The 14,072-nt window shown below is 62.0% G+C and carries 11 protein-coding genes and 3 pseudogenes; 9 read left to right on the top strand and 5 right to left on the bottom strand.

Annotated elements, in window-relative coordinates; translation table 11 throughout:
* Positions 1-11: 11 nt before the first annotated feature.
* The 6 genes from ACR9ZC_RS23965 to ACR9ZC_RS23940 all read left to right on the top strand — a co-directional run bounded on the left by ACR9ZC_RS23965 (position 12) and on the right by ACR9ZC_RS23940 (position 6,867).
* On the top strand, positions 12-2,339 hold the full coding sequence (locus ACR9ZC_RS23965) for a bifunctional salicylyl-CoA 5-hydroxylase/oxidoreductase (protein WP_481582170.1): 2,328 nt from the start codon (positions 12-14) through the stop codon (positions 2,337-2,339).
* A gap of 67 nt (positions 2,340-2,406) precedes the next feature.
* On the top strand, positions 2,407-3,534 hold the full coding sequence (locus ACR9ZC_RS23960; RefSeq protein ID WP_481582169.1) for a cupin domain-containing protein: 1,128 nt from the start codon (positions 2,407-2,409) through the stop codon (positions 3,532-3,534).
* A gap of 46 nt (positions 3,535-3,580) precedes the next feature.
* Positions 3,581-4,519, top strand: a complete 939-nt coding sequence (locus tag ACR9ZC_RS23955; protein ID WP_481582168.1) for a fumarylacetoacetate hydrolase family protein — start codon at positions 3,581-3,583, stop codon at positions 4,517-4,519.
* A 25-nt stretch (positions 4,520-4,544) separates the two neighbouring features.
* Positions 4,545-5,576 (top strand): carbon-nitrogen hydrolase family protein, encoded by a 1,032-nt coding sequence (locus ACR9ZC_RS23950; protein WP_481582755.1) that lies wholly within the window; start codon positions 4,545-4,547, stop codon positions 5,574-5,576.
* A 53-nt stretch (positions 5,577-5,629) separates the two neighbouring features.
* Positions 5,630-6,331: a maleate cis-trans isomerase family protein gene (locus ACR9ZC_RS23945; RefSeq protein ID WP_481582167.1), complete on the top strand. Its 702-nt coding sequence runs from the start codon at positions 5,630-5,632 to the stop codon at positions 6,329-6,331.
* 92 nt (positions 6,332-6,423) lie between these two features.
* Positions 6,424-6,867, top strand: a complete 444-nt coding sequence (locus ACR9ZC_RS23940; protein ID WP_481582166.1) for a MarR family winged helix-turn-helix transcriptional regulator — start codon at positions 6,424-6,426, stop codon at positions 6,865-6,867.
* Between the two features lie 70 nt (positions 6,868-6,937).
* Here ACR9ZC_RS23940 and ACR9ZC_RS23935 read toward each other — a convergent pair whose 3' ends face one another.
* The 4 genes and pseudogenes from ACR9ZC_RS23935 to ACR9ZC_RS23920 form a co-directional block, all read right to left on the bottom strand.
* On the bottom strand, positions 6,938-7,561 hold the full coding sequence (locus tag ACR9ZC_RS23935) for a flavin reductase family protein (RefSeq protein WP_481582165.1): 624 nt from the start codon (positions 7,559-7,561) through the stop codon (positions 6,938-6,940).
* A gap of 46 nt (positions 7,562-7,607) precedes the next feature.
* Complete coding sequence (locus ACR9ZC_RS23930) at positions 7,608-9,362, bottom strand: methyl-accepting chemotaxis protein (protein ID WP_481582164.1); 1,755 nt, start codon at positions 9,360-9,362, stop codon at positions 7,608-7,610.
* A gap of 218 nt (positions 9,363-9,580) precedes the next feature.
* Positions 9,581-9,646, bottom strand: a pseudogene (locus tag ACR9ZC_RS23925) (transposase); the annotation flags it as partial.
* Between the two features lie 46 nt (positions 9,647-9,692).
* Positions 9,693-10,592 carry a LysR family transcriptional regulator gene (locus ACR9ZC_RS23920; RefSeq protein ID WP_481582163.1) on the bottom strand — a complete coding sequence of 300 codons (900 nt, stop codon included), beginning with the start codon at positions 10,590-10,592 and terminating at the stop codon, positions 9,693-9,695.
* A gap of 176 nt (positions 10,593-10,768) precedes the next feature.
* On the opposite strand from ACR9ZC_RS23920, the gene ACR9ZC_RS23915 reads away from it, so the two are divergent.
* The 3 genes and pseudogenes from ACR9ZC_RS23915 to ACR9ZC_RS23905 all read left to right on the top strand — a co-directional run.
* Positions 10,769-11,380: a glutathione S-transferase family protein gene (locus ACR9ZC_RS23915; protein WP_481582162.1), complete on the top strand. Its 612-nt coding sequence runs from the start codon at positions 10,769-10,771 to the stop codon at positions 11,378-11,380.
* 58 nt (positions 11,381-11,438) lie between these two features.
* A complete protein-coding gene (locus ACR9ZC_RS23910; protein ID WP_481582161.1) occupies positions 11,439-13,523 on the top strand; it encodes a 2Fe-2S iron-sulfur cluster-binding protein in 2,085 nt (694 codons plus the stop codon).
* 80 nt (positions 13,524-13,603) lie between these two features.
* Positions 13,604-13,805, top strand: a pseudogene (locus ACR9ZC_RS23905) (transposase); the annotation flags it as partial.
* 147 nt (positions 13,806-13,952) lie between these two features.
* On the opposite strand, the pseudogene ACR9ZC_RS23900 reads toward ACR9ZC_RS23905, so the two are convergent.
* Positions 13,953-14,039 (bottom strand): annotated as a pseudogene (locus ACR9ZC_RS23900) (IS3 family transposase); the annotation flags it as partial.
* Positions 14,040-14,072 lie beyond the last annotated feature (33 nt).

Genomic DNA, 14,072 nt, shown 5'->3' with positions numbered 1-14,072 from the left:
GGGAGACTATCGTGAAAATCGTCTGTATCGGCGGCGGTCCCGCGGGGCTTTATTTCGGACTCCTGATGAAATGCCAGGATCCGGAAAACGAGGTGATCGTAGTCGAGCGGAATCGGCCATACGACACGTTTGGCTGGGGGGTCGTGTTCTCCGACGCGACCTTGGACAACCTTCGGGAAGCGGATCAGGTTTCCGCAGAGAAAATTGCGGACGAGTTCAGTCGCTGGGACGATATCGACATCCACTTCAAGGACAAGATGGTCCGTAGCGGAGGGCACGGTTTTATCGGTATCGGGCGGAAAAAGCTGTTGAACATCCTTCAGGCCCGATGTGAAGAAGTCGGTGTGAAGCTGGTGTTCGAAACGGACGTCAAGGACGACCAAACCATAGCAAGGGAATACCAGGCCGATCTCGTCGTTGCCTCGGACGGCATCAACAGCGCGATCCGGACTCGATATGCGGAGGCGTTCCGCCCCGACATCGACCAACGGAAGTGCCGGTTCGTCTGGTTGGGAACGAACAAGATCTTCGATGCCTTTACCTTCATTTTCGTCCCGACCGAATACGGATGGTTTCAGGCACATGCGTACCGCTTCGAAGAGGGACGTTCGACGTTCATCGTCGAAACGACCGATGAAGCGTGGCGTGCGGCCGGTATCGACGCGATGTCGCAGGAGGAGGGCATTGCGTTTTGCGAGCGGCTCTTTGCCCCTTGGTTGCAAGGCGAAAAGCTCATTTCGAATGCCTCGCACCTGCGCGGATCGGCGATCTGGATTCAGTTTCCGCGCGTGATTTGCGGGAAGTGGGTTCATTGGACCAAGCCGGATGGAGCGGCGGGGCGCGACGTTCCTATCGTTCTGATGGGCGACGCTGCGCATACCGCGCATTTCTCGATCGGCTCGGGCACGAAGCTCGCCCTCGAAGATGCAATCGAGTTGAGCAACAGCCTCAAGGTCACCGATGGAGATCTGCGCGATGGGCTGGCCCACTATGAGGCGGTTCGCAGCGTCGAGGTGCTGAAAATTCAGAATGCCGCGCGCAATTCGACCGAATGGTTTGAAAACGTGTCCCGCTATGCGGCATTGGAGCCCGAGCAGTTCGCCTATTCGCTGCTGACTCGTTCGCAACGCATTTCCCACGAGAACCTTCGGATGCGCGATCCGAAATGGCTGACGGGCTATGAGCGCTGGCTTGCGCAGCGTGCGGGCGTATCGGCCGCAGGCGATGAACGCGCGTGTCCGCCGCTGCTCACGCCTTATACCGTGCGAAGCGTGACGCTGACGAATCGTGTGGTCGTGTCGCCGACGTTGCTGTATTCAAGTCACGATGGGGTGCCCGCTCCGTTCCACATGGTGCATCTCGGTAGCCGGGCGATGGGCGGCGTTGGCCTCGTGCTGACGGAGGCCACGGCCGTCTCGCCAGACGGGAGGATGACGCCGGGGTGTCCTGGTTTGTGGACGGACGAGCAGGCAACCGCTTGGAAACGCATTACCGATTTCGTCCATGCGCACAGCAGCGCGCGTATCGGAGTGCAATTGAATCATGCTGGCCGACGCGGCTCGACACAGCTCGGCTGGGAGCAGCCAGATCACCCGCTGCCCGAGGGCAATTGGGCGTTGGTTTCGGCAAGCGCGACACCGTACCTGGCAGGCATCTCGCAGGTTCCGCGGCAGGCCGGCCGCGAGGAGCTCGCGCGTATTCGGACGCAGTTCGCGGAAGCTGCACGTCGGGCTGCGGCGGCCGGCTTCGATTGGCTGGAGCTGCAGGCGGCACACGGCTGTTTGCTGTCCAGTTTCATATCGCCGCTCACGAATCTGCGCGACGACGAGTATGGCGGTTCGCTCGAAAGCCGTCTGCGCTTTCCCTTGGAAGTCCTGGCAGCGGTGCGCGAAGCATGGCCCAACCATCTACCGATCTCGGTTCGAATTTCGAGCACTGACTGGGCGGACGGCGGCACGACCGTCGACGAAGCCGTGGAGATCGCGAAACGCCTGCATCTTGCCGGTGCCGACTTGATCGACGTTTCGTCGGGAGAGGTCTCACCCGATCAGACGCCGATATACGGGCGCATGTACCAGACACCCATGGCAGACCGCATTCGCAACGAAGCGGGGGTGCCGACGATTGCGGTCGGTGCGATTACCGAAGCGGATCAAATCAACGGCATCGTCGCGTCTGGCCGAGCGGACCTTTGTGCATTGTCGCGCCCGTATCTGGCCAATTCTGCGTGGCTGCTGCACGAATGCGCAAAGCAAGGCTGGAGCGAGGTGCAATGGCCTCCTGCCTATTCGCTGGGCAGAGAGCAGATCGAGCGCAGTTTCGCCCGCACACGGATCTGAAGCCGAGGAATCATCCGACCGACCTACAGAACCTACAGGGTCTACAGGACCAACAGGAGATCGCACGATGACAAGGACAGCAGGATACGACCGATATCGGGAGCAGACGGCCGGACGTGCCGATGTGGAGGATACGCCCGAGCTGGTCGCGTATTACGAGCAATTGGCGAGCATGAAAACGGGCGCATTGTGGACCGTCGCCAACAAGATCGAGCCATGGCAGCCGAAATCGCAATCGGTGCCGGTGCTCTGGCGCTACCGCGATCTGCGCGACCATGTGCTGCGCTCGGTTGAACTCGTTACGCCTGAAAAGGCGGGACGCCGAGTGGTGTACCTCGATAACCCTGGACGACGGGACGTATCGGCTGCGGTGGGCTGGCTGTACTCGGGGTTGCAGGTGATGCATCCCGGAGAAGTCGCATCGGCGCATGCGCATTCGTCGTCCGCGCTGCGCTTCATCATGGAAGGGCGTGGCGCTTACACCATCGTCGATGGTCACAAGATGACGCTCGGCGCCAACGATTTCGTGCTGACTCCCAACGGCACATGGCACGAGCACGGTGTCGAGGCGGACGGATTGCCCTGCGTCTGGCAGGACGGTCTCGACATCCCGCTCGTCAATGCGCTTGAGGCCGGCTTTTACGCGGTTCATCCGGACCTGCACCAAGCCGTGACCCATCCCGTCGATGACTCGGCCGCTCTTTGGGGCGCTCCCGGATTGCGTCCGCAACAAGCGGGTTGGTCGAAAGCGTATTCGCCGCTCTTCAAGTATCAATGGGCGCCGACCTACGAGGCCCTCCAGAGCTACGTGAAGGCGGCCGAAGGCAGTCCGTTCGACGGCGCGCTGATGCACTACACGAACCCGGTTTCGGGTGGACACGTCATGGCGACGATTGGCGCGAGCATGCAACTGCTCAGCCCCGGCTTTGCCGGCAAGGCTCACCGCCACACGGGTAGTTTTCTGTATCAGGTTGCGAAGGGGTGCGGCTACTCGATCATCGACGGCCAACGCTTCGACTGGCGAGAACGCGACATCTTTTGCGTGCCGTCGTGGGCCTGGCACGAGCACGTCAACACGAGCGACCGCGAAGACGCCTGCCTGTTCTGCTTCAGCGACTTGCCGGTCATGGAGAAACTGGGCCTTTACCGCGAGGAAGCGCTGGCGGAGAACGGCGGCCATCAACCGATCGCCTGAATGGACGGCATCGAATACATCATCAACGCCCTTTGGATACTGCAACATGAAACTCGTCACTTATCGTGCAAATGTGAGTTCGGCCGCCCGTCTTGGCGCAATCGTCGACGACATCGTGGTCGATCTCGCGCGCTTTGGCGCGAATGTCGGCTGTGATCTTCCGGACGATATGTTGGATTTCATCGATCTCGGCCCGCAGGCCGTCGCAACGACGACCGCGCTGCTCGATCAGTACGCGGGGAACTGGCCGCTGGGCAGTGCCTGCCCGCTCGCGAACGTCAAATTGCTCGCGCCGATACCGCGCCCGCGCAAAAACATCTTCGGGATTGGTCTGAACTATGTGGAACACGTTGCGGAATCGAGCCGCACGCTCGATACCTCGAAGGACCTGCCGAAGCAACCGGTGATTTTCAGCAAGCCTCCGACCACGGTGATCGGGCCCGGCGATGCGATCGAGCACAACGAGGCGATCACGAGGCAGCTTGACTGGGAGGTGGAGCTCGCAGTGATCATCGGCACGCGCGCGAAGCGCGTCGGCGAGAGCGAGGCGCTCGATTACGTTTTCGGTTACAGCCTGATGATCGATATGAGTGCTCGCGATTGCCGGCGTGCGGGGCAGTGGATTTACTCGAAGGGGCAAGACACCTATGCGCCGTTCGGCCCTGTGATCGTCACGGCGGATGAGATTCCGGATCCGCAGACGCTCGACCTCAGCCTCAAGGTCAACGGCGTGATCAAGCAGGATTCGAACACGCGACACATGTTGTTCAAGGTGCCCGCGCTCATCGCGGACATCAGCGCAGGCATCACGCTGGAACCGGGCGACATCATCGCGACGGGCACGCCCGATGGCGTGGGAGCAGGCCGCGATCCTCAGGAGTGGGTCTGGCCCGGCGACGTCATCGAAGCCCGGCTCGAGAAGATCGGCGAACTGCGTCATCCGGTTGTTGCTGTCGGGGACGAAACGCTCACGCCTGATGCGTGACAAGCCGATAAGGAGGAATCAGACCATGTTGGAACTACCCTGTTTCAAGGCGGCCGCGGTGCAAGCCGCGCCGGTATTCCTGCAGACGGACGCCACGGTTGACAAAGTCTGCCGACTCATCGAAGAGGCAGCCGCAAACGGCGCGCAGCTCGTCGCGTTTCCAGAGGTGTTCGTGGCGGGTTATCCGTACTGGAGCTGGATCATGAACCCGGTCGAGGGCAGTCCGTGGTTCGAAAAGCTGGTGCGGTCGGCGATCGAATTACCGGGCCCTGAGATCGCGAAGATCGCGCAGGCCGCCGCACGTCACCGGATCAACGTCGTGATCGGCGTGAACGAGCGAAGCCGACACAGCATAGCGACGATCTACAACACGGTCGTGACGATCTCGGACGAAGGCCGCATCCTCGGCCGGCACCGCAAGCTGGTGCCGACCTGGGCGGAGAAGTTGACGTGGGCGCCGGGCGATGCTTCGGCGCTGCGCGTGCATGCAACCAGCGTCGGCCCGGTCGGTGCGCTTGCGTGCGGTGAGAACACCAATACGCTCGCCCGCTTCGCCTTGCTTGCGCAAGGCGAGCTCGTACACGTCGCCAACTACATCTCGCTGCCGGTGGCTCCTGCCGAGTACGACATGTCCGAAGCGATCAAGGTTCGCTCGGCGGCGCATTCCTTCGAAGGCAAGGTGTTCACGATCGTGTCCTGCTCGACGGTATCGGAAGAGATCATCGACGCCATGGCGGCGTCTCATCCCCAGGCGCGCACCATGCTGACCCGTCGAAACAGCGCGTTCTCCGGCGTGCTCGGTCCCGACGGCCGCGTGATTGGAAGCCCGTTGATCGACGATGAAGGCATCGTCTACGCGGACATCGATCTGGCTCGTTGCATCCAGCCGCGCCAGATGCATGACATTACCGGCCACTACAACCGCTTCGATATCTTCGACCTGCGGGTCAACCGCCGCCCACTACAATCCGCGCGCTTCGACGATCCGGTCGTAACAGGCACCCTCGAGGTTCCTTCGGAGCCGTCTTTGGAATCGAATCAGGAGACGCCGTCGTGACTCACGCACGCACATTTCGTATCGGCCAAATCGTCCCCTCGTCGAACACAACGATGGAAACCGAGATCCCAGCGATTCTTCGTGCGCGCGAAGCGTTCGCTCCCGAGCGATTCACGTTTCATTCGAGTCGCATGCGGATGAAGCATGTAACAAAAGAGGAACTGGCGGCGATGGATGCCGACAGCGATCGCTGTGCGCTCGAACTTTCGGACGCGCGCGTCGACGTGCTCGGCTATGCATGTCTCGTGGCGATCATGAGTATGGGGCTCGGGTATCACCGCGTATCGGAGGAGCGCCTCTATCGGCGTACTCAGGAAAACGGCGCGCCGGCGCCCGTAGTGACGAGCGCTGGCGCGCTGGTGGACGGCTTGCGCGCCCTTGGCGCGAAGAGAGTGTCGATTCTCACTCCTTACATGAAGCCGCTGACGCAACTCGTGATCGACTACATCAAGCATGAGGGCATCGAGGTGGTCGATAGCATTTCGCTCGAGATCCCCGACAATCTCGAGGTGGGGCGTCAAGATTCACGGGCCCCTATCGAGATTACGAAGCGCCTGAACACATCTGGCGTGGACGCTGTCGTGGCATCCGCATGCGTGCAAATGCCGTCGCTTGCCTCGGTCCAGCCGATCGAGGATCGGGTCGGACTACCGGTGGTGTCGTCCTCGGTTGCGACGACATTCATGATGCTGCGACGCCTTGGTCTCGATACGCGGGTGCCTGGTTTCGGGTCGCTGCTGTCGGGACGGTACTGATCGTGCCGGCTCGCGCCGTCCCATTGCGGGCCGATGAAAGAGGAGCGGTAGAATTCCCGCCATGCCAGGAGGACGAGGAGGCGGCGGCGGGAATGAGCAGAACGAAAGCATTTGTCGATAACTACCTGCCGGCGCTGCTTGGGCAAGCGTGGTATCTGGTGTCCACGGAGTTCCATGGCGTCGTGGAGCAGCGTGGGCTCTCCGTGCTCGAGTGGCGCGTGCTCTCGACGCTCGCGGGGCATGGGCCGATGACCATTTCGTCGCTTGCGCAGATGACCGTCAGCAAGCAGCCGACCGTTACCCGCCTGCTTTTGCGGCTCGAAGCGCAAGGTCATGTCGAACGCGCTACGAGTGAGAACGACCGGCGTTATACGCTCGTCAGGGCGACGCGTAACGGTCGTCGCCTCGTCGCCGGCCTGATGGCGCAGGCAGAGGAGCACGAGCGGACGATTCTTGCGCCGTTCAGCGCCGACAAGGTCGAAGCCCTGAAGGCGATCCTGCATGAGTTGATCGAGCGGCACAGACCGCACGGTTAAGCATCCTTTGCGCAGGCAGTGCCCATCTCCACGATTGCGCCGCTGGCCAGTGTCTTATTCGCTCCCGGATCTACCTGGGTCGATGCATTGAAAATTTCCCTGCCGCGAGCACTTCGAAGTAATCGGCGGGCCCGCCGCCGCGCAGAATCGGCCGCGCTTTAGCTGTGTCATATATCCCGTTCGGGAGCAGCGTGCGATCGATATGCACGGCGACCACCTCGCCGATGACCATCCAGGTGTCGAGCTGCGTCCCGGCCGCGTCTGCGAGTTGCAGTACCTGGCTGACGCGGCACTCGAGGGCGACCGGACTCTCGGCAACGCGTGGCACGGACACGACGATGCCGGGCGCGGGAGTCAGGTTCGCGAGACTGAATTCGTCTACCTCTGGCGGCACTTCGGCGCTGGTTCGATTGACCTGTTCCGCCAGTTGCCGCGTGGCGAGGTTATAGACGAATTCGCCCGTCGCTTCGGCGTTCGAGACGCTATCCTTTTTTCCGACACTCGAGAAGGCGACTAGCGGAGGGCGATAGTTGAACACATTGAAAAAGCTGTACGGTGCGAGGTTCAAACCTCTTTCGCGCCGGAACGTCGAAATCCATCCAATGGGCCTCGGGCCCAGGATCGACGGAAGAGGGTCGTGGGGCAGGCCATGACCGTCGATGACCTCATAGCTATGGATGCCTTGCGTTGTCATTTCAACTCTGTTCTGTCTCAAGTACGGGGGGGGGCACGGCGATCGCTCAACGTTCGGTAGACGTCAGACGAAATGCTTCAATGGACAATTCCAGCGCGCCACTCTGGGCCATCAAGTCTTCGGCGGAGATCGCCGCCTGGCTGACCATGCCGGCCGTTCGGGCAACCGAGTCGCTCAGCGTCGTAATGTTTTTGCCCACATCGTTGATGGCGATACTTTGCTGCTGCGTGGCGTCAGCGATCGAGGCTACGATGCTTTCGAGTTCAGTAATTGATGTCGCAAGCTGGTCGATCGTCTGTTCGTTGGCGAGGACGTAGCCGGCCCCCGTATCGATCTGCGCGACTGTGTCTTCGACCAGCGCGCGAATCTCTCCCGCGGCGCTCGAACTTCGCTGCGACAGCGCCCGAACCTCCGAGGCAACCACTGCGAAGCCGCGACCGTCGACGCCGGCGCGGGCAGCCTCGACGCTCGCGTTCAGTGCGAGGATGCTGGTCTGGAAGGCGATCGACTCGATCATGGCCGAGATGCCGGCGATGTGATTCGCGCGTTCAGTCACGGCGCGCATCGCGCTGCCCGCCAGTTGTGCCGATTCCACACCTCGTGCTGCAAGTGCCGAGGCGCTTTTCATTCCGCGATGCGCCGCGGCTGTATTGTCACTATTGCTGTGTACGGATTCGTTGAGTTGTTCGATTGCGACTGCTGCTCTTTCGAGCGATGCGGATTGCTGTGTGGCGCGCTGTGCGAGATCTGCCGTTGCAGAAGCAATTTCGCCGGCGGCATGTCGAGTCACGGAGGTGCCGGCGCGCATTTCTTTCACAGCGAGCAGGAATCCCCGTCGCATGACATCGAGGCTATGGCGCAAATATCGATGGCCTCGCCGGTCGCTGTCCGACACGGAACGTGTCAAATCTCCGGCGGAGAGGAGCCTGATTGTGTCGAGCGCCTCCCGGGCTTCGTCGTGCGCGAGTCGGCGGTCATGGATGAAAGCGGCCATGACGCCGGCGGCTGCGCCGATCAAGACGCTGTTCACCGTTGTAGCGGATGAAGGCGATAGGCAAAGCCGCTGTAGTAGGGCCGCGGCCGCGCCGGTTGCCAAGCCTGCCAAGACTGCGCAGATGCATTTTTGCGCCGATAGGGCGAATGTGGACGACAGCGAACGTATCGATCCGCGCGAGACGATGGCCCCTTCGCGCAATCGATATCGTCTGCCTCTACCAAGTCTCCATTGCTTATAGACGCCATCGGCGAAGGCAACCTGATCGGGGGCAGCGCGAGTACGGACGCTGATGTAGCCCACCACGGCATGTTTCCGAAAGTCAGGGGTGACGGTTGCAAGCACCCAGAATGCGCTACCGTCCGCGCGACGGAGTTTCTGAAGGCCCGTCCACGTGCGCCTGCGGCCGAGCGTGGCCCAGACGTTAGCGCCGACCTCCTCAGGCATGTCTTCGTGATAAAGGATCTTGTTGGAGGAGCCGATCAACGCGGACAATTCGTAACCGGTCACATGAACCCACCTTCCATTCAGATAGGTGATCTTCCCCTCCGCGTCGTTTCGCGTAATCAGGTACTCATCTTCGTCAAGCTGGTCTCGAAGCGGTGATGAAACGCTTTCCATGGGAGCGCGGGCAGGAGATAGGGGGGCTGTGGATGGCATTCGGGACAGTATTGCGTGGCTTGACGGGGAGAAGCGATCCTGAGAGCGCATTCCGAAGGCTCGGACTACCGATTTCTGCAAGAAATGGTTCGCGGATGTGTGGGGACGCGGTTCCGTAAAAGGCGAGATCATGGAGATCAAGCTCATCGACAAGCACGTCGACGACGCGCCCCGGTAGCGAGCGTGATGCACCTCACGGTGACGATAAGGACATCAAATCGAGCGCGGATAGCGCCCCGACGCTATCAGTCGAACTCGCGCGATCGGATGGAGAGGCACCATATGCTGACGTTGGTGAACATTGGCCGGAACTTTCCCGGCGTCACCTAAGCGAGCATCTATAGGCTGACCCACGGGGCGCGCGGTAGCTCGCCTGGCAGCTTCGGCGCCTTCGGGTTCTTGCTCTTCTTGGTCGCGGTTGCTTCGGTCAGGGGTTGTGCAACAAAGCCGAGTCAACCATTCGCGTCGTCTTGCGGACTACTGCAGGTCCGTGTCGTTCCGTAGCGCCTCGACCGCCATGTCGATGAAGGTGCGCACCTTGCGGGTACCGTGCCGGCCTTCGCGGTGCACAACGTGGATCGGCACGGCGGGGCGCTCGAAGTCTTCGAGCACCAGTGCAAGAGACCCTTCTTTCACCCCTCGTGCGATCTGATAGAGCGGCAGGCGCGTGATGCCGAAGCCTGCGACAGCGCACTCGGCCGCAGCCTCGTTCATCGTGGTCGTAAATCGCGGCTGCAGCCGTATCGTTGCAGACTTGCTGCCGTCTCGGAACCTCCACTCGGGCGTTGGCGTTATTCCCGTGGCGGCTATGACAACATGCTGCGACAGGTCTTCGGGGCGTTTCGGCGTTCCACGTTGTCGCAGATAAGTTGGCGACGCACAGAGGACCTCGCGCACTTGGCCAACCTTGATAGCTTGCAATGAAGAGTCAGGCAACTCGCCAATGCGTATCGCGACATCGACTCCCTCGTCCACCAAGTTGACCATCCTGTCCACGAACCAGCAGTTGATTTCGACCGCAGGAAATTGAGATAAATAGTTGCGCGCAATCGGGGAGACATACATGCACCCGAAGTTCACCGATGACGTAACGGTGAGTTGGCCTCGCGGCAATGCGTGCGCACCAGCGGCCGCGCTGTCGGCCTCCTCAATGTCCACGAGGATTGTCCGGCAGCTTTCTGCGTACCTCATTCCCGCCTCAGTGACCCTTACGGAGCGCGTCGTGCGCGTCAGTAGTCTTACGCCCAGACGTTCCTCGAGTTCGCTGACGGCGCGCGTGACGACCGAGGGCGACACATTGAGCCGGCGTGCGGCAGACGCGAAGCCACCGGTCTCCACGACCGCGATGAATGTAGCCATGGCCTGTATTCGATCCATCGATGAACGTCCTGCGAACTTCGGGTCAAGCAATAGCGCCAGAACCCGGATGTGTTTACTGATATTTCGACAAGAGTGAATTGCAGTCCGCAGCGATTCTAAAGGTGGGCGTGGCGAAGGATCATTTGCGCCACGGACACGGAATCGCCTGTTCGGACATCAACAAAGGATCATTCATGAAGCTCTACCACCACCCCCTATCCGGCCACTCGCACCGCGCGCGCCTCTTCCTCAGCCTTGCCGGCGTGGAGCATGAGTTGGTCGAGGTTGACCTCGCGGCCGGCGCGCACAAGAAGCCGGAGTTTCTCGCACTGAACCCGCTCGGGCAGGTCCCGGTGCTCGACGACGATGGCACCATCGTGGCAGATTCTAACGCGATCCTTGTCTACCTCGCGAAGAAGCTCGGCCTGCACGACTGGCTGCCGCAGGACTCCACTGCGTCGGCCGCGGTACAGAAGTGGCTCAGCGTGGCGGCTGGGCAGATCGCCTATGGCCCAGCGGCAGCACGGCTCATCACTGTGTTCGGCGCCGACTTCAGGCCCGAGGAAGTTATTGGCCGCGCGCACGCGATCCTGGCGGTGATCGAGGCACAACTCGCAGGCCGTAGCTTCATTGCCGACTCGAAGCCCACCGTGGCGGACGTGGCGTTGTACAGCTACATCGCCCGTGCGCCCGAAGGCAACGTCGACTTGCTGGCCTATCCGAATGTGCGCGCGTGGCTCGCGCGGATTGAGGCACTGCCCGGCTTCGTCGAGTTCGGCAAGACGCCGGTCGGCCTGGCTGCCTGACGCACCCACAGTCCCGAGAGACCGGGGAAGACCGACAACCCTTGCACGCGAGAGTTCTATGAAAACCCAGTTCAACGCCCCCGCCGATTCGCCCTGGCACGCCGGCGAACTCGCCATCCAGGAGAGCGCCGGCGCGGTACGGGCCATGGACCTGCCGGGGCGCCTGTACGTTAGGAACTTCTTGCTCGATCAGCATCGCACCTTCTATCCGCTGCTGCACTTCATCGTGCTCGGCGCGGTCGACCCGCAGGGCGATCCGTGGGCGACTGTGCGCGCTGGCGAGCCCGGGTTCCTTCAGTCGCCCGACCCCGCGACGCTGGTCGTGCGTGCCCCGCGCGATGCGGCCGATCCTGCCGAAAGCGGCATGGAGGACGGCGACGCGGTGGGCGTGCTCGGCATCGACCTGATGACACGCCGGCGCAACCGCATGAACGGCAATCTGCGCCGCTCCGGCGAAGGCACGTTGGACATCGGTGTGGTGCAGAGCTTTGGCAACTGCCCGCGCTACATCCAGAACCGGGAGTTTTCGTTCGCACGCGACCCGGCGTTGCCTTCGAGCGAACCGGCGGTCCACCTCGACGCGCTCGACGCGCGGGCACACGAGCTGATCGAACGGGCTGACACTTTCTACGTCGCTTCGTACGTGGACGGCCAAGACGGCATGCGGCAGGTTGACGTGTCGCACCGCGGCGGTAAGCCGGGATTCGTGCGCATCGGCAGTGACGGCGTGCTGACCATTCCCGACTTCTCGGGCAACCTGTTCTTCATGACGCTGGGCAATCTCCTACTCAACCCGAAGGCGGGCCTGCTGTTCATCGACTCGGATACCGGCGACGTGCTGCAGATGACCGGTGATGCAAAGGTGATCCTCGATGCTCCGGAGATCGCGGCCTTCGAAGGCGCCGAGCGCTTGTGGACCTTCACTCCTCGTCGCGTGGTCCACCGCCCCGAAGGCCTGCCGCTGCGCTGGAGCATGACGGCAGACGGCTGGTCGCCCAACCTGCGCATGACCGGCAGCTGGGAAGACGCGGACCGGCGCATTGCGGCGAAGGCGCTGGCCCAGCGATGGCGGCCTTTCCGGGTGACCCGCGTGGAGCAAGAAAGCAGTTCCGTGCGCTCGCTATATCTTTCGCCCAACGACGGCGTCGCGACGGTTCTTCCGCTGCCGGGCCAGCACCTGCCGATTCGTATGATGCTGCCAGACACCGCTGAAGTGCTCTTGCGCACTTACACGTTGTCGCTGGCGCCCTCGGACGGCGAGTACCGTATCAGCGTGAAGAAGGACGGTAAGGCCTCGCGGCACCTGCACGGCCTCCGCGTGGGCGACCTGCTGGAGGCGCGGGCACCGGCTGGCATCTTCACGGTGGATGCCGCGCAACGGCGGCCGTTGGTGCTGCTTGCTGCGGGCATCGGCATCACTCCCCTCCTTGCAATGCTGCGGCACCTCGTGCATGAGGGCGAGCGCACGCGGACCTTGCGGCCTACCTGGCTGTTCCAGTCGGCGCGCACGCTCGAAGAGCGCCCGTTCGACGCTGAGCTCGCCTCGCTGGTGGAAGCCGGCAAGGGGGAGGTTCGGTGGGTGCGCACGCTCAGTCAGCCTGGCGCTGCGGTGCTTGGCCGCGACTACGACAAGGAGGGCCGTATTGACATCGAATTGCTGAAGGCTACGCTGCCGTTCGGCGACTATGACTTCTACCTCTGCGGCCCGCCCGGCTTCATGCAGACGACCTACGACGGGCTGCGCGATCTCAACGTTGCAGACGACCGCATCCATGCTGAGACCTTCGGCCCTTCCTCGCTCAAGCGTTCGAGCGATGCCGGCACCCGTGCGGCCGAGGCGGCCATATTGGCACCCGCGGCCACGGAATCGGTGCGAGTGGTCTTCACTGAGTCGGGTGAGGAAGGGCGCTGGAACCCCGAGGGCGGCTCGCTTCTCGACGTGGCGCAGGCGCGGGGGCTCACACCGCCGTTCGGCTGCCGTGGCGGGAGCTGCGGCACCTGCAGAACGCGTGTGCTCAAGGGCGCGGTGACCTATGCAACACAACCGTCGTTCCAGGTAGAAGCAGACGAAGCGCTAATCTGCTGCGCGGTACCGGCGCAAGGCATGCATGCGTCGAATGAAGCGCTGCAGCTGGCAATTTAGCGTTGCGGAGTTGATCTGAGGCGTTTCCTGTAGCCAGTTGGATGGTGAGTTCTCTCGTAAGCTCGAAACGAGGAGAACTCATGAAGACGCGATGTACCGACGAACAAGTGGTGCGCATCCTGCGAAGCCGAGAGCAAGCAGGAGTCGATCCGAGACGTTTGCAAGCGCCACAACATCACCGACCAAACCTTCTTTCGCTGGCGCAACAAGTTCGGCAGCACGAATGTGGCCGAGGCCAAGCGGCTGAAGGAACTGGAATCGGAGAACGCCAACCGAGCGCGAGCGTCGTGTGCTTGCGCCATTCGGCATCGCGCGCTCCCTGGAACCCAAGAAGGCCCGGCGGCAGTCGATCGACCTGCATAAGGATCCCGTTGTTGCGCGCAAAGTAAATCTGAGCCACGGGGGATGCGGCCAAAATCTTGGACCGGTTCATGCCGCGATCCCGAGGCTCTCACGGTATTCGAGCGGGCTGAGAGAGCCGAGGGAGACCTTGATTCGCTTTGCGTTATACCAGCGAGTGCATCCGGTTACAGGAGCGCCGCGGGCAAG

It is taken from the genome of Trinickia sp. HAY1-2D, assembly GCF_056754935.1.
Note: the sequence above shows the minus strand (reverse complement) of the source record. Positions and strands in the feature narration are given on the sequence as shown.